Below are 15704 nucleotides of genomic sequence, written 5' to 3' on the forward strand. Positions count from 1 at the left end.
ATCCCAAATTCGCTTGGTGGGTCACAGCTGGCTGGAGAAAAATGCAGCAAGGCGTTTAAACCCTGAGCAAACAGTCTGCATCAGGGCTTAAATTGCGAAAAAGGGGTTGTGCTGGCGCTCGTGGTACGTATAATGCGCCTCGTTGTCAGGCAACTGGCACGAAAGCAGTAACGCGGGAATAGCTCAGTTGGTAGAGCACGACCTTGCCAAGGTCGGGGTCGCGAGTTCGAGTCTCGTTTCCCGCTCCAATTTTCCATCGCACCAACGATGGAATTCACTTTCAAGACAATCAGTCTTGTCAGCATGGCGCGTTAGCAAAGCGGTTATGCAGCGGATTGCAAATCCGTTTAGTCCGGTTCGACTCCGGAACGTGCCTCCATATTCTCTCTTTTTTTCCCTGATTTATTTATCACTCTTCGAGCCGTGAAGCTTGGTCAGTATCCTTGCTGCACCAGTAACTGTTCGCAGCCAGCCTGTTTCCATTCGCGCTCGAGATAGTGGCTCACATCCGCCATGTTTTGCCCCCGATATTGAAACTGCACCTCGGCGCTGTGCTGGTTGAGATCCGCAATCCGTTGCTTCAGTGTGCCGCATTGCCACAGGCTGACGGTGGGCACGCCCCGTTCGGCCAGCACGATGGCATCTTCCCGATTCAGTTGCCACTCCTCCAGTTGTGCCCGTGTCAGGGCAACCATCAGCACCAGCAGTGCCACTTCCGGCAGTTTCATGCGTGTCTCCCTACTGCATGTTTTTCCCCTGATAACTGTGGCAAAGCGCACGATTTTCGCAAGTTTGTTAACTGTTGGTTAATGACGTAACCCGTTTTCAGTATTTCCCGTTTTTCACCATTTTTTTATAAAAAAAATGCGTTGGTGATGTAGTAATCCTACATGGAGTGGGGTAATCTTTGCTCAGTGGTCTTACCAGTAAGGAGTTACATCATGTTTCATCCCTTTTCCCTGACTCAGATTATTCTTCGTCGCATTTATGTATTGCTGGTGGGCATTCTGGCTTTCCCCGTGATGCTGTTTCGCAGCGATCGTGCCCGCTTCTACAGCTATCTGCACCGGATCTGGAATAAAACCAGCACCAAACCGGTGTGGCTCAAAATGAGCGAGCGTGGCGAGCGGATCTTCTACTAAACCCCATTCGCACCATGTGCAAAAAGAGACAGCCAAAGCTGTCTCTTTTTTTATCTGCTTGCCGCAACTCCTGGCTCCCACCCCCCCCCCGCTTGTTGATTTCTTGTTTCTTGCAAGTTGCGTCCAGCCCTGCCTGTTGGCGGGGCTTTTTTATGTCTGACGCATCTCTTTTGATGGAAGCAGTGAAGAAGATTAACGGGATGAAAGCACCATATGGCACTTTTCCCGTTCATTAATGGGTGGTCGTCGAGAAATTTTCAATGATGAAATAGCTGTTTAAAATCAATTGATTGAGTGTCTTTCTTTGGGTTTTTTAACTCTTTTTGTGTTTTTTTGAAAGGGAACATCCCGTTTGCCGGTTCTATTGCAGGTACCCGGTTGCGACAAATCGGGGATATCAGCAACATCCAACGACATCAAAAGGAACATGAACATGAATGTTAAAAAAAGCACTGCTATCGCCTCCGCCATGACCGGTCTGCTGGCGCTGGGCGCCCAATTTATCGCGGCACCAGCCATGGCTGCCGATGAAAAGGAGAAGTGCTACGGCGTGGTCAAGGCCAGCAAAAATGACTGTGCGACCAAGAGCAGCTCCTGCGCCGGTACTGCCAAGGAAGATGCTCAGGGTGATGCCTTTGTGGTGATGCCCAAAGGGCTGTGCGAGAAGCTGGTCGGCGGTTCGCTGCAACCCAAGTAAGAGACATCGGGCAGGGGATGGCCAACGGGCCGCCCCCTGCATCTTCTCTGATTGGCGAAAGCGAGTCTTGCGATGAACCCTTTGATTGGTATCGGATTACGCACTCCCCATTACGATGAGATCCGGCAAACCCTGCCGGCAGTCGGTTGGCTGGAGGTGCACAGTGAAAATTACTTCGAACGGCACAGCCAGGGTTTTCAGGTGCTCGCCGAACTGGCGCAGCACTACCCCGTCAGTCTTCACGGCGTTGGCATGTCCCTCGGTTCTGCCGACCCGCTCGATCCGCACCATCTGCAGCAGTTGTCGACACTGGCCGCGGCGATCAAACCGGTACGGATCTCCGAACATCTCAGCTGGGGCAGCATTGGCGGGCGTTATTTCAACGATCTGCTGCCGGTGCCCTATACCCGCGCCTCCCTGCGCAACATGAGCGACAAGATCCAGCAGGTACAACAGACTCTGGGTTGCCGCATGCTGATTGAAAATCCCTCCTCCTATCTGCAACTGGCCGGGGAGATGAGCGAGTGGGAATTTCTGGCCGAGCTGCAGCAGCGCAGCGAGTGCGGCATCCTGCTCGACCTCAACAATCTCTATGTCAGTGCCTTCAATCACGGTTTCTCTTGCGATGAGTATCTGGCGGCGATCGATCTCGCCACCGTCGGGGAGATCCATCTGGCCGGTTATACCGAGAAACAGCTGCCGGAAGGCTCCCTCTATATCGACACCCACAGCGCCCCTGTGGTGGAGCCGGTCTGGGAACTCTATCGCCAGATCTGCCGCAAGCAGGCCATTCCGACCCTGATTGAGTGGGACCTCGAGATCCCGCCGCTGCCGGTCTTGCTGGCAGAGGCGGCGCAGGCCAGCGCCATTCTGGATGAGGCGCGTGTCATGAGTGGACCACGGGAGGTGGCCCATGGCTGAACTGGCACAGTTGCAACAGCACTTTGCCGATGGTCTGCTGGGGGCGCCTGACGCCATTTCCCCTCACATCAGCTCCCGGCTCTTTTCTGCCGAATCTGTGCTGCAGGTCTATCGCAACCACTTCATCCTGAGTCTTGGCGAGGTGCTGGCGAGCAGTTATCCCGCCGTTAAGGCCATGGTCGGGGATGACTTTTTTGCAGCGGCGGCCCGTGGCTTCGTATTAGCCGAGCCGCTCAGGGAAGGGAGCGTCATGCACTATGGCGCCGGATTTGGCCAATGGTTGGCCCGCTTGCCAACTACAACCGGACTGCCCTGGCTGGAGGCGCTGGCTCAGTTCGAATGGCAGCTTGAGCGTGCCAGTCTGCTGCCGCTGGAATCACGCTGCTGGCCAGCCGAGCGTCTGGCCGCATTATCGCCGCAACAATGGGAGCGGCTGCGACTCTTGCCAGCCACTGATCTGCTGCTGGTTGCCAGCGATTATCCGGTGCTGGCCCTGTGGCAGATGGCGCTGCACTGTGGTGAAGCGGTGGAGGTGCTTGATGCCCCCGTCTGGTTGGCATTGAAGAAACAGCCGGATTGCCGGGTTGCACCCTTGCCCCTGACGGCGGGTGAGTGGGCGCTGCTACAGGGTTGTCTCGCTGGTACGGCGCTGGTCGATCTGCTTGCGGCCGACCCTGCGGCCAGTGAACATCTCACTCGCCTGATAACCCTTGGTCTGCTGGTGGATATGGAGGTAATGCCATGATGGCAAACAAATGGCTGGCGCTGGCCAGCTCAAGTGGTGATTTGCCGCGCTGGAGCAGTACCGGTGTGCTGTTGCTGGCGCGGCTGTGGGTCGCGTCGGTTTTTATCACTTCAGGCTGGCTCAAGCTGACGGCGTGGGATTCCACCCTCTATCTGTTTGAATCCGAGTATCAGGTGCCCCTGCTGCCCTGGTTGTGGGCTGCTTATCTGGGTACGGCGACCGAGCTGCTGTTGCCGCTCTTCCTGCTGGCGGGGCTTTTTACTCGCCCAGCCGCCTTGCTGCTGTTTGGCTTCAATATCATGGCGGTGATCTCCTACCCGACCCTCTGGGCGGGTGGCTTTTACGATCACCAGCTGTGGGGCTGGATGCTGCTGACCCTGATCATCTGGGGCGGCGGTGTGCTGAGCCTGGATCACTGGCTGACACGTCGCAACCATTGATTTATCAGTGATTTTCCCCAATCACAAAGAGCGCCACAAGGCGCTCTTTGTCATAATGACGGCCGGCGAAATTTCCCATGAGAGAAAAGGAGCAGCCAATGATCATTCGTCAGGCAAGGGTCGCAGATATACCCGCACTGGTGGCGCTGCGCATGGAGCTGTTTTGTGAGGTCGGTGAGCTGGTGACGCCGCAGGCAGACCCGGCCTTGTGGCAGGCCACCCTTGACTACTTTACCCGGGCGATGAGTGAAGAGAGCGCTTTATCTTGGCTGGCTGAGGCCGATACGCAAGAGGGCGGCAAACAGATCGTGGCGGCAGGGACGCTGGCACTGTTTGAACGGCCACCCTATCCCGGCAATCTGGCGGGGATGGAGGGGTATCTGCTCAATATGTATACGCGGCCACAATGGCGCCAGCAGGGGATCGCCACGGCGCTGCTCGATGCCATTACTGCCTTCGCCAGCGCGCGTCAGCTGGGCAAGGTGTGGCTCCATGCCAGCGAGCAGGGGCGCCCTCTCTATGAGCGGATCGGCTTTGTCGCCAATCCGGCCTATCTGGAGTGGCAACCGGCGGTGGAATAAGGGTTGCAGCTCTGCATGAGTGGCGTTTGGTCGGTGAATTTGATTTACAGCAATAAATATGGCGTCAGATGGGATCGCGGCAAAGCCGCCAACTATGCTGATGGAGCACGCCACCATTATCTTATTGATCCACTGCGTGGTTTGGCCATGGTGGGTGCCAGTCTGGAGGATACGTTTCGATGTTCAATAGCAAACTGAAAGCCGAGTTGCAGCAGTGCCAGGATCAACTTCTGGAACAGCAGGGATTTTTTGACGCAGTGCACGGCAGCGTGGCGACCATCACCTTTACGCCGGATGGCACTGTGCTGGCCGCCAATGATCTCTTTCTCAACGTGGTGGGCTTCAGTGCGCCCGAGGTTATCGGCCAGCATCACCGTATCTTTTGCGACAAGCTCTATGCCCAGAGCAGCGACTATCAGCAGTTTTGGGCGGATCTGAAGCAGGGGCGTTCCCGTACCGGGGTATTCCAGCGCTTCAACAAACGGGGCGAGGCGATCTGGCTGGAAGCGACCTATTTTCCGGTCAAGTTGCGGGGCGTGGTGACCAAGGTGATCAAGATCGCGGCCGATATTACCGAGCACCACCTGCAACTGCTCAGCCAGCAGGCGGTGGTGACGGCGCTGGATCGGTCACTGGCGGTCATCGAGTTCACCCCTGGCGGGGAGGTGATTGCAGCCAACGGTAATTTCCTCCATACCATGGGCTATACCCTGGCTCAGGTGCAGGGCAAGCATCACCGCATCTTCTGCGACGATCAGTTCTATCGAGACCAGCCCCACTTCTGGGATGAGCTGGGCCGTGGTCAGTTCAAGTCCGGTCTCTTCTGTCGTCAGAACAGTCACGGTAGCAAGGTGTGGCTGGAGGCGACCTACAACCCGATCCTTGATGAGCATCGCAAGGTGGTGAAGGTGATCAAGTTCGCCAGCGACATCACCGAGCGGATCAACAAGAGCGATGCGGTGCGGGAAGCGGCCATGTTGGCCCACGATGCGGCGCAGGAGACCCTGAACTGCGCCGAGCGCGGCGCGGGTCTGCTCTCCTCGGTGGTCGATACCTCCAGCCTGATTGCCAGCCAGCTGACTCACAGCATCGGCCTTATCAATCAGCTGAACGAGCAGTCGCGTAGTATCGAGGCGATCGTCTCCACCATCAGCAGCATCGCCGACCAGACCAATCTGCTGGCCCTTAACGCAGCCATTGAGGCGGCGCGGGCGGGGGATCAGGGTCGTGGGTTTGCGGTGGTGGCTGACGAGGTTCGCCAGCTGGCGGCCCGCACGTCTCTCTCTACCGACGAGATTGCCAAGGTGGTACAGAACAACCGGGAGCTGACCGCCAAGGTCACCTCCGAGATGTCTGACGTCGCCAGCAGCGCCGAGCTTGGCAAGCAGCAGGTGGGCGAGGTGAATGAGGTGATGAGCGACATCCGCCGGGAGGCGAACAACGTCTCCAGCACCGTCTCTGATCTGGCCATCTGAACCCCCTGACTTCCTGTCATGCTGGGGCATTGACTCATATTTGAGCAGTCAGTGCCCCAATCTGAACCCCTCCTGTATCGTCCCGCCATTGTGAATTGTCCTCTTCTGGCCCCTTGATTAGGCTTGCCGCCTCATTCATTTCAGAGCAGGAACAGAACACGATGGCATTACAACAGAAGGGGCGGGCAATGGCCCTGCTGGTTATGGTCGCGAGCATGGGGCTGAGCGGCTGTATGGGGCAGATGGGGCTTTCCGGCATGGTCACCAAGGGCAACCTGAGCGTGGTGGATAACCGCTACGCTCGTGCCGGGGTCTTTATGCTGCTCTCCCCTGTCTACGGTTTGGCCGCGACCGCTGACCTGTTCGTCTTCAATACCATCGAGTTCTGGTCTGGCAAGAACCCTATCACCGGCAAATCTCCGGCTGTGGTGGACATGAAAGCCAATCCGGTGCTCAAGGTGAACCAGCATCTGGATCCAGCCCTCAAGAAGGTGCCGCTGGCCATGCTGCCACAAGGGGTGCGCGAGGTGGAGATCAGCTACCCGGACGAGCATACCGCCCAGATGGAGGTGCACTATCTGGATGGCCGCCGCAGCATGATGCGTGGCGAGAAGCGTGGCGAGCTGATGGATATCTATTTCGATGGCCGCTTTGTCTCTACCCTGAGCCGCGCAGAGCTGGAAGAGCGGGCGAATCAGGGCAAAGCTGCTGCCTAAATTCAACTGAATCCAGATCGATCCAGCTTCAGATGGGGTATACCTAATCTGCTGGCAAAATCGCCATGATGTCTAAGGGAGTAGACTATGACGGTGAATGGATTGCGATTGGCGGAGTTGATTGGTTCCCTCAGTCATGCGCTCGATATGACCGAGGGGCAACCAAGAGGACACTGCATTCGCTGCTGCTGGATAGGTTCCCGTCTGGGGGAACGGCTGGGACTGGATGCCCGGCTGCGCCATGACCTCTACTACACGCTCCTGCTTAAGGATCTTGGGTGCAGCAGCAATGCTGCCCGTATCTGCGAGCTCTATCTCACCGACGATCTTCACTTCAAACGCGATTTCAAACTGGTGGATGGCTCCCTCTCCGAGGTAGTCAACTTTGTGCTGGGCCACACCGGCTTGCAGGCGGATCTGCTGGGACGTTTTCGCAGCCTGTTTCATATCTTTCGCAACGGTGACCAGATTGCCAACGAACTGATCCAGACCCGCTGTCATCGGGGAGCGGATATCGCTCGCCAGCTCCGTTTCAGTGATGATGTAGCCGATGGCATCCTCTCCCTTGATGAACACTGGAATGGCAAAGGTCGGCCCCTGCAACTGGCTGGCGAGGCGATCCCGCTCTTCTCGCGCATTGCCCTGCTCTGTCAGGTGGTGGATGTGTTTCACGCGGCTGCAGGTCCGGATGCGGCGCTCAAGGAGCTGCGCGAGCGCAGCAGCAGCTGGTTTGATCCGGCACTGGTTCGCGAATTTGAAGCGCTGGCCGACGAAGAGTTCTGGCAAGGACTGGCCGATCCCCGACTGACCGAGTGGGTGCTGGTCCACCCGGCCGGGCAAGGGGAGGTAGCGCTGGATGAAGAATATCTGGACGAAATCGCGGCGGCCTTCGGGCAGGTGGTGGACTCCAAAAGTCCCTACACCGCGGGTCACAGCGGCAGGGTTGCGCTCTATACCGACATTCTTGCCACCCAGATGGGGTTGTCCGAGTCGCGTCGACGCTGGCTCAAGCGGGGCGCCTTGCTCCATGATGTGGGCAAGCTCGGGGTGAGCAACGCCATTCTCGACAAGCCAGGCAAACTCGATGCGCAGGAGTGGGCGGCGGTGCAGATGCATGCCGCCTATACCGAGGAGATCCTGAGCCGTATCGGCGCCTTCGAGGAGCTGGCACAAGTGGCGGGCGCCCACCATGAGCGGCTCGATGGCAAGGGCTACCCCAAGGGGCTGAAGGGGAACGAGATTACCCTTGAGACGCGCATCATCACCACAGCCGACATCTTCGATGCCATCACCGCCAAGCGCCCCTATCGCGGCGCCATCCCTGTGCCGCAGGCGTTGGAGATGATGGCGGAGAATCTGGGCACCGCAATAGACCCCGATTGTTTTGCCGCCCTGCAGGCGGGTATTCAGGATTTCTCCCTCTACCTCACCACCGAGCAGCCGCTGGCCAATGCCAGTTAAGATTTGCAGCCTTCATGGCCCAAGTGGCCAGTCAGACAGCAAAACGCCCCGCAACAGCGGGGCGTTTTGCATTGGGCCTAGTCGGGCTGCTTGCGATGGGGCGGGGTGAGGATCAGCCCCAGCAGGCGGCGCAGGTGGGTGAGCTGTTCGGTCAGCTGGACGTTGAGCCAGAGGTAACCATTGATGGCTGCCTCTGCGTTGGGCGGCAGCGACACCCGGGTCGCCACCTCGTGCAGGCGGGCGATAGCGTCATCTGCGCCGCGACCGTCACCGGTTTGCATCATCAGGGCAAGCTGGTTGATTGCCTCCTCGGTGGCCAGATGGCAGGCTTGCAGCGCAGCCGTGCTCTGCATCAGGAAGTGGCTCTCCCGATCGTTCCAGTAGGTGTTGGCCAGCATCTCAAGAGTGCAGAGGGTGTTGCGCATGGTGACCTGCACCGCATCAAACAGGGCGACGCTGTGGCGTGTTTCCTTGGCCGCGGGGGCCAGCAGGGCCCGCAGTTTGCCGGTCTGTGCCAACAGCTGGGAGAGATTGTGCTTGAGGCGCGGGCGCTCCAGCACATTGGGGGAGAGGTGGGTGTGATAGAGCCGCCCCGACTGCTGCAGGATCTGGTGCAGTTGCAGCCGCCAGTGGCTGTAGGCCCGCTGGGGATAGATGCTGCAAAAGAGCAGTGCCAACAGGGAGCCCAGTATCACGTCAGCACTGCGCCACAGCGCCGTCTCTATGTCCCCCGGCATGGCCCCCATGGTGACCCCCAGGGTGATGCCGATCAGCAGCCCCACATAGGGGCGCTTGCCGAGGGCCAGATAGCCGCAGAGAAACATGATGCACCCGCACCAGATCAGGGTGAGCGGTAGCGAGTAGATCTCGAGATAGAGCGCCACCACCCCGCAACTGGCGCCGAAGATGGTGCCCACCACCCGCTGCAGGGCGCGGGAGAGCACATTGCCCCAAAACGAGATGGGGCCCATCACCACCACCAAGGTTATCAGCGGCCAGGTGCTCTCCGGCAGTTTCAGCTCGCGGGTCAGCAGAAAGGTGAGCATAAAGGCGAGCGCAATGCGCAGGCCATGGACGATCCGGTAGCGGCCATAGACCAGCAGATCGAGTCGGGAGAGGGGGGCATCAAGACGCACGGTCTGCCTCCTGTCAGGTGGGTGACGGGGCGCCGTGCATCCGGCCGACGCCCCGTCGGGATTTAGGCCAGTCGTCCCTGCAGGGGGTGGATCCAGACCCGCTCGCCAACGGCGATCCCGGGTTGATCCGGTACGATTTCGATCAGGCAGTTGGCCTCGGCCATGGAGCTCAGAATACCCGAGCCCTGCGGCCCTGTAGTGCGCACCCGCAGCTGGCCGTTACGGTCCTGATGGAAGATGCCGCGCAGAAATTCGGTGCGCCCCGGACGGCTCTTCATCTTCTCGTCCGCCAGTGCCGAGAGGCGCAGCGGCTGCCACCGCTTGCTTTGCAAGCGGGCGATGGCGGGCTCGACAAACTGCAGCACGCAGATCATCGCCGCTACCGGATTGCCCGGCAGGCCGAAGAAGGGGGTCTGCCCCAGCTTGCCAAAGGCGAGCGGGCGGCCCGGCCGCATCTGGATACGCCAGAAATCGATCTGGCCGAGCTCCGCCAGCACCAGCTTGATAAAGTCGGCGTTGCCTACCGAGACCCCACCCGAGCTCAACACCAGATCTGCGCTGGCGGCGGCCTGCTCCAGCTGCTGGCGCAGGATGGTCTTGTCATCGGGAATGATGCCAAGGTCCATCACCTCGCAACCGGCGGCGCGGATAAGGGCCATCAGGGTGAAGCGATTGCTGTCGAAGATATGACCGGGGGCGAGCTGCTCGCCCGGCGCCTGCACCTCGTCGCCGGTACTGAACAGCGCTACTTTCAGCGGGGTGCGCACAGTGAGACTGGCTTGACCGAGTGATGCCGCCAGCCCCAGCTGGGGGGCGCCAAGCCAGGTACCGGCCGGGATGGCGACCGCACCTTTGGCGAGATCTTCCCCGGCCAGGCGCACATTCTGCCCTGCGCGGATCGGGGCGGTGACCGTGACCCACTCACCTTCAATCTGCGTCTCTTCACGCATCACCACGGTATCGACACCGGGGGGGAGCGGGGCGCCGGTCATGATTTGCACCGCCTGACCGGCTAGCACAGGCTCGTGGCGCTGCTGGCCCGCCAGCACTTCCCCCACCAGTTGCCAGCGACCGGCGGCGAGATCGTCGCTGCGAAGGCCGATGCCATCCATCGCCGAGTTGGCGTGGGGCGGCACATTGATGGGGCTTATCAGATCGGCGGCCAGCACGGCGCCGTGGCACTGGGCCAGCGGTTTGTCGCTGCAGGCCGTGCTCGGGGTGAGGGCCGCCAGAATGGCATTGCGGGCCGCCTCGACCGAGAGAAAGCCCTTGCCCGCCTCCGGCTCCTTGCTCTGGCAGCCGTCAAGCCAGCGGCAGACGAAGTCGGCAATGGCCGCCAGATCGTTGATATCGAGGCGGGGCAGGCTTGTCTGCTGTTGTTCGCCACTCTGTGGGGGCTGATCGCTGGCCAGCGCTATGATGTCCCGGTCTTCGGGGAAGAGCAGCGGCTTGCCAATTTCGGCGCGGTGCAGCTCGATTTTCGGGAAGTGTTCGTGCTTGAACCCCTCGACCAGCAGCAGATCGAGCTCTGTCTGATCGAAGCTGGCCAGCAACTGGCGAAAATCGGCTTCGGCCAGTTCCGTTTCAATGATACGGGCATGACGACGGCGGGAGGCAACCATCATCTGCTGGGCACCCGCCTTGCGCAGGCGGTAGCTGTCTTTGCCCGGCTGGTCGATATCAAAGTCGTGATGGGCGTGCTTGAGCACCCCGATGCGCAGGCCACGATCCACCAGCAGGGGGATCAACTGCTCCAGCAAGGTGGTCTTGCCGGTGCCGCTCCAGGCGGCGAAGCCGAGCAGGGGAAGAGTGGGGGCCGGGGTCATGAGGTGACTCCTTGTTGGGGGTCGATAGCCGGGGCAAGCAGACGGGCCTCGTAGGCGGCCAGCTCGGCAGGGCTATTGAGATTGATAAAGGCATCCGGCTGATCGGCAAAGCTCACCACCGCCATATGGTGGCGGGCAAACCAGATATCGATTTTGCGCTCTCCCTCTGCCAGCGCAGCGGTGAGGGAGGGGAGCAGGGATTTGTGCAGCAGGGCGACCACGGGTTGCAGCCAGTCGCCGTCGTGGGCTACCACCAGCTCGGTATCCGGGGTCAGGGCGGCGCGAAAGCGGCTCATCAGATCCAGCGGTAGGGCGGGGCCATCGCAGGGGACAAACAGCACCCAGTCGTGACGGGCGGCGGCAAGACCTGCCTGCATGCCCGCCAGCGGGCCGAGATAATCGTTGTTGTCATCGCAGATGACCGGGGCCAGCGCCTGATAGCGGGCCTGACTGCGGTTGGCGTTGATCAGCACCTCATCCACCTGGGGGCGCAGGCGCGCCAAAACATGGTCGATAAGAGGGCGTCCCGCCAGTGCTACCCATCCCTTGTCTTCGCCCCCCATCCGGGTGGCGCGGCCTCCTGCCAGGATCACTGCTGATACGGCAACGGGATCAGAGTGGCTGTCGCTTTTTGAAGTCATGTCGCTCGATGATTTTTAAAGGGGTCGTCTCTTGCAGCTGGCCACGGGCGAGGGTCCATTGCCGCTCGCACAGGTCGGTCAGGGCGTTGCTCTGGTGGCTGATGACGACCAGGCCGCTGCCATGTTCCCGCAGATCTTGCGCCAATGCGGCCATCAGGGCAACCGAATGTGTGTCGAGATTGGCGGTGGGCTCATCCATCAGCAGAAAGGCCGGTTGCAGCGCCCAGGCGCGCGCCATCGCCAGCCGTTGCCGTTCGCCACCGGACAAAATGCTGATGTGCTCCCGCGCCAGCCCTTCCAGCTCGACCCGGCGCAGCGCCTCGAACACCCGGATCTCGCTGCCGAGCTGTTTATCGAGCGCCCAGGCCACGTTGTCGTGCACCGTGCGATCGAACAGATAGGGGGTCTGGTGCAGATAGGTGACCCGGCCCGGCCCCAGATCCCGCTTGAGCAACCGGTTGAGTCGCTGTTGCCAGCGCCCCGGCAGATTGGTGTGGCCGCGGGTGGGGGTCAGCAGCCCCGCCAGGATCTTGAGCAAGGTGGTCTTGCCCACCCCGTTGGCTCCGTGCAGCCAGATGGCATCCCCCGGTGCGATGGCGAGCCGGTCAATCTCGAACAGCTGGCGCTCGCCAAAGCGCATCGTTAGCTGGTGGGCGGTCAGGGCCATGGGGTACTCCTGTTGATACACAGTGGGGGCATGGTCAGTTCTTCAGATAGCTGTGGCCGCGACACGCCGTCAGCAGCAGGTTGAGCAAGAGGGCGAGGGTGAGCAGCACTATGCCGAGTGCCACCCCCTGGGTGAAGGCCCCTTTCTGGGTTTCCAGCGCGATGGCGGTGGGGATATTGCGGGTAAAGTGCAGGATGTTGCCCCCCACCATCATGGAGCAGCCCACCTCGGTGACGATGCGGCTGAAGGCGCCGATGATGGCGGCCAGCAGGCCAAAGCGGCACTCGTGCATCAGGCCGATCAGCGCCTTGGGCCAGGAGACCCCCAGGGTCAGGGCGGTCTCCCAGGCGCGCCGATCGCTCTGGACAAACGCCGCGTGAGCCATGGTGGCGATCACCGGAAAGGCGATCAGCATCTGCCCCACCACCATCGCCTGCTGGGTAAAGAGCAGCTTCCAGTCGCCAAAGGGGCCGGCCCGCGACAGCAGCATGTAGAGCAAGAGGCCAATCACCACAGTCGGCACCGATTGCAGGGTATTGATGCAAGAGAGCCAGAGCCAGCGGCCGGGCAGCGGCAGATAGGCCAGGGCAAAGCCCAGCAGCAAGGCGGGCAGCAGCACCAGCAGCAGGGCGATGCAGGAGACGGAGAAGGAGACCCCCACCACCTGCCACAGTTCAGTGTCACCACTGAACAGCAGGGCGAGGGCCGCCAATGTCGTGTCGATCAATGTCGGCATCAGGCGCCTCCCTCAGCGAACCGGGGGAGGGCCATCAAGGTCAGCTCAGCGGTCAGCGTTGCCATTATTTCCCGTTGGCATCCGCTACAAACAGCGCCTGACCGGCTACCTTGAAATCGCCGATCAGCTTCTGGCCATGCTCGGAGACCAGCCAGTTCTTGAGGGTGCGGGCCCCTTCGGTGTTGAGATCCGGGTAGCGCTTGGGGTTGACCAGGATCACCTGATAGGGGTTGAACAGGCGCTTGTCGCCCTCCAGCAGTACGGCGAGATCCAGCTTGCTCTGGTAGGCGAGCCAGGTGCCGCGGTCGGTCAGGGTGTAGGCACCGAGCTCGGAGGCCATGGTCAGGGTGGGGCCCATCCCCTGGCCGATGGATTTGTAACCGGCAAACTCGGGTTTGACGTCAGCGGCTTGCCACAGGGTCTTCTCCTTGATGTGGGTACCGGACTCGTCACCGCGGGAGATAAAGGTCTGGCCCTGCTCCTTGATGGCTTGCAGCCCCTTGGCTGCGTCGTGCAGTTTGCCGAGACCCGCCGGATCTTTCGCCGGGCCGACGATAACGAAGTCGTTGTACATCAGGTGTACCGGCTCGATGCCAAAGCCTGCGTCGACAAACTTCTTCTCGGCAGACGGTGCGTGGGTCATCACCAGATCCGCGTCGCCGTTCTCGCCCATCTTCAGGCTCTGGCCGGTACCGGCCGCCATCACCTGCACCGGATAACCGGTCTCCTTGGTGAACTGGGGCAGCAGCCAGCCCAGCAGACCGGACTGCTCGGTGCTGGTGGTGGTGGCGAGGCGGATCGGCGCTTTTGTGGCATTAGTATCAGCTTCGGCGTGGGCCACACCGGCGATCAGCAGGCTGGCGGCGAGGGAGAGGGCAAAACGTTTGAGGCTGGTTTTTATCGTCATCGTGATGCAACTTTTTTCAGGGTGGCTGAGGAGAGGGCAAGAGTAAGCAAGCAGGGTGCCAAACTGTTCCTTTGCCGCTGCATTCACGGTTTGCCTTTTAAAAACAGAAGCTTATTAGAATCAATTAGGTGAGCTTGTTATCGCTTTTAATAATTGGTGTTGGTGCTTTTGATACGGTAAGGACAAAATGTCCCACTAAGGTTCCGGTTATCGGGACATTCACCGACCGTACGTGCATCCGAGGTACTTTTTTCCATGACACTCCCTCCCAGCCGCTGGTCTGCCCTCTCCCTGCTTATCGTTGACGATGAGCCCGGCATGCGCAGCTTTCTGGCCAAGGCGCTGGCCAAGCGCTTCGCCCAGATTGAGACTGCCGCCAGCGTGGAGGAGGCGGAAGCCCTGCGCTGCCGCCTTCACTTCGACCTTATCATTGCCGACATCCGGCTGCCGGGGCGCTCCGGCATCGAGTGGCACGAAGCCATCGACCCGGCCACTCGCCGCAGCGACATCATCTTCATGACCGGTTTTGGCGATATGGAGACCGCCCTCAAGGCGCTGCGCCTCGGCGCCAGCGACTTTATCCTCAAGCCATTCAACCTCGATCAGATGGTGCAGGCGGTGGACAGAGTCATCGAGCGCCGCCAGATGGAGCGGGAGAACCTGCTGCTGCGCCGGGAGGTGAGCAAGCTCTTCCCGCCCACCCTGATTGGCGACAGTGCCAAGACCCGCGAGCTCAAGACGCTCATCGCCAGAGTAGCCCCCTCCAATGCCGCCGTATTGGTGGAGGGGGAGTCCGGCACCGGCAAGGAGCTGGTGGCCCGCGCCCTGCATCAACTCTCCGGCCGGATGGGGGCCTTTGTGCCCCTCAACTGCGCTTCCATCGCGCCGGAGCTGCTGGAAAGCGAGCTGTTTGGCCACGTGCAGGGGGCCTTTACCGGCGCCCGCAAGGGGCGCGACGGCCTGTTCCGGGTCGCCCATCAGGGTACCCTGTTTCTCGACGAGATCGGCGAAATGCCGCTCGCCATGCAGGCCTCGTTGCTGCGGGCGCTGGAGCAGAAGGCCATCCGCCCGGTGGGGGCCGAGCGCGAATTGGCGGTGGATGTGCGCATCGTCGCCGCCACCAACCGCAACCTCAAGGCCGAGGTGGAGGCGGGCCGCTTTCGCGAAGATCTCTTCTATCGCCTCAACGTGGTGGCGCTGCCGGTGGCCCCGTTGCGGGAGCGGATCGACGATATCCCCGCGCTGGTACACCACTTTACCCGCCAGCTCACCGCCGAGATGGGGATGGGCTCCTTGAGCTGGACCCACGAGGATGTGGTAGTGATGCAGGCCTACCCCTGGCCCGGCAACGTGCGGGAGCTGCGCAACCTCATCGAGCGCTGCCTGCTGCTGGGCAAGCCCCCGGCGGATTACTGGCAGAGCAGCAAGCCTGCCGAACAGGGCACGAGCGAGGAGGGTTATCCGCTGGCGTGGCCGCTGGCGGAGGTGGAAAAAGCCCACATCCTGCAGGTGGTGGCGAGCCATGATGGCAACAAGTCTGCCGCCTCCCGGGTGCTCGGGGTGGCGCGCAAGACGCTGGATCGCAAATTCAAGGAGTGGGCCATCGAATGAGG

17 protein-coding genes and 2 tRNA genes are annotated in these 15704 nt (G+C 60.7%); 12 read left to right on the forward strand and 7 right to left on the reverse strand.

The window, feature by feature from the left end:
• Positions 1-172: 172 nt before the first annotated feature.
• Positions 173-248: transfer RNA gene (locus AB5Y67_RS05490), tRNA-Gly, on the forward strand.
• Between the two features lie 57 nt (positions 249-305).
• Positions 306-379, forward strand: a tRNA-Cys gene (locus AB5Y67_RS05495).
• Between the two features lie 55 nt (positions 380-434).
• On the opposite strand, the gene AB5Y67_RS05500 is transcribed toward AB5Y67_RS05495, so the two are convergent.
• Positions 435-728, reverse strand: a complete 294-nt coding sequence (locus tag AB5Y67_RS05500) for a hypothetical protein (RefSeq protein ID WP_005347702.1) — start codon at positions 726-728, stop codon at positions 435-437.
• A gap of 213 nt (positions 729-941) precedes the next feature.
• Here AB5Y67_RS05500 and AB5Y67_RS05505 point away from each other — a divergent pair, with 213 nt between their 5' ends.
• The 9 genes from AB5Y67_RS05505 to AB5Y67_RS05545 all read left to right on the forward strand — a co-directional run bounded on the left by AB5Y67_RS05505 (position 942) and on the right by AB5Y67_RS05545 (position 8178).
• Positions 942-1142 carry a YbfA family protein gene (locus tag AB5Y67_RS05505; RefSeq protein WP_005334863.1) on the forward strand — a complete coding sequence of 67 codons (201 nt, stop codon included), beginning with the start codon at positions 942-944 and terminating at the stop codon, positions 1140-1142.
• Between the two features lie 433 nt (positions 1143-1575).
• The gene (locus tag AB5Y67_RS05510) at positions 1576-1839 is read left to right on the forward strand and encodes a DUF2282 domain-containing protein (RefSeq protein WP_005334862.1); all 264 of its coding nucleotides are present in this window, start codon (positions 1576-1578) and stop codon (positions 1837-1839) included.
• Positions 1840-1911: 72 nt separating this feature from the next.
• The gene (locus tag AB5Y67_RS05515) at positions 1912-2760 is read left to right on the forward strand and encodes a DUF692 domain-containing protein (RefSeq protein ID WP_101529857.1); all 849 of its coding nucleotides are present in this window, start codon (positions 1912-1914) and stop codon (positions 2758-2760) included.
• A complete protein-coding gene (locus tag AB5Y67_RS05520) occupies positions 2753-3505 on the forward strand; it encodes a DNA-binding domain-containing protein (protein WP_101529858.1) in 753 nt (250 codons plus the stop codon). Before AB5Y67_RS05515 ends, AB5Y67_RS05520 begins: the two co-directional genes overlap by 8 nt.
• A complete protein-coding gene (locus AB5Y67_RS05525) occupies positions 3502-3945 on the forward strand; it encodes a DoxX family protein (protein ID WP_101529859.1) in 444 nt (147 codons plus the stop codon). The genes AB5Y67_RS05520 and AB5Y67_RS05525 overlap by 4 nt, the downstream gene beginning before the upstream one ends.
• A gap of 98 nt (positions 3946-4043) precedes the next feature.
• Positions 4044-4526, forward strand: coding sequence for a GNAT family N-acetyltransferase (locus AB5Y67_RS05530; RefSeq protein WP_101529860.1), 483 nt, complete (start codon positions 4044-4046; stop codon positions 4524-4526).
• Positions 4527-4705: 179 nt separating this feature from the next.
• Positions 4706-6001, forward strand: coding sequence for a PAS domain-containing methyl-accepting chemotaxis protein (locus AB5Y67_RS05535; protein ID WP_101529861.1), 1296 nt, complete (start codon positions 4706-4708; stop codon positions 5999-6001).
• A 161-nt stretch (positions 6002-6162) separates the two neighbouring features.
• Positions 6163-6717: a DUF3332 domain-containing protein gene (locus tag AB5Y67_RS05540; RefSeq protein WP_164461691.1), complete on the forward strand. Its 555-nt coding sequence runs from the start codon at positions 6163-6165 to the stop codon at positions 6715-6717.
• Between the two features lie 87 nt (positions 6718-6804).
• Positions 6805-8178: an HD-GYP domain-containing protein gene (locus AB5Y67_RS05545; protein WP_100653233.1), complete on the forward strand. Its 1374-nt coding sequence runs from the start codon at positions 6805-6807 to the stop codon at positions 8176-8178.
• A gap of 77 nt (positions 8179-8255) precedes the next feature.
• Here AB5Y67_RS05545 and AB5Y67_RS05550 read toward each other — a convergent pair whose 3' ends face one another.
• From AB5Y67_RS05550 to AB5Y67_RS05575, 6 genes are all read right to left on the reverse strand, one after another.
• The gene (locus AB5Y67_RS05550; RefSeq protein WP_005353787.1) at positions 8256-9314 is read right to left on the reverse strand and encodes an FUSC family protein; all 1059 of its coding nucleotides are present in this window, start codon (positions 9312-9314) and stop codon (positions 8256-8258) included.
• A gap of 62 nt (positions 9315-9376) precedes the next feature.
• A complete protein-coding gene (locus AB5Y67_RS05555; protein ID WP_199428287.1) occupies positions 9377-11140 on the reverse strand; it encodes a bifunctional molybdopterin-guanine dinucleotide biosynthesis adaptor protein MobB/molybdopterin molybdotransferase MoeA in 1764 nt (587 codons plus the stop codon).
• On the reverse strand, positions 11137-11781 hold the full coding sequence (mobA, locus tag AB5Y67_RS05560; RefSeq protein WP_167571022.1) for a molybdenum cofactor guanylyltransferase MobA: 645 nt from the start codon (positions 11779-11781) through the stop codon (positions 11137-11139). Before mobA ends, AB5Y67_RS05555 begins: the two co-directional genes overlap by 4 nt.
• Entirely contained in the window at positions 11753-12448 is a 696-nt protein-coding gene (locus AB5Y67_RS05565) for an energy-coupling factor ABC transporter ATP-binding protein (RefSeq protein WP_005334830.1), read from the reverse strand. The genes mobA and AB5Y67_RS05565 overlap by 29 nt, the downstream gene beginning before the upstream one ends.
• 34 nt (positions 12449-12482) lie before the next feature.
• Complete coding sequence (locus AB5Y67_RS05570) at positions 12483-13184, reverse strand: ABC transporter permease (protein WP_019446238.1); 702 nt, start codon at positions 13182-13184, stop codon at positions 12483-12485.
• Positions 13185-13248: 64 nt separating this feature from the next.
• Complete coding sequence (locus AB5Y67_RS05575; RefSeq protein WP_163129432.1) at positions 13249-14091, reverse strand: substrate-binding domain-containing protein; 843 nt, start codon at positions 14089-14091, stop codon at positions 13249-13251.
• 255 nt (positions 14092-14346) lie between these two features.
• Here AB5Y67_RS05575 and AB5Y67_RS05580 point away from each other — a divergent pair, with 255 nt between their 5' ends.
• Positions 14347-15702 (forward strand): sigma-54 dependent transcriptional regulator, encoded by a 1356-nt coding sequence (locus tag AB5Y67_RS05580; protein ID WP_110302536.1) that lies wholly within the window; start codon positions 14347-14349, stop codon positions 15700-15702.
• Positions 15703-15704: the final 2 nt, after the last annotated feature.

It is taken from the genome of Aeromonas sp. s12 (genome assembly GCF_040907925.1).
Taxonomy (GTDB): Bacteria; Pseudomonadota; Gammaproteobacteria; order Enterobacterales; family Aeromonadaceae; genus Aeromonas; species Aeromonas veronii.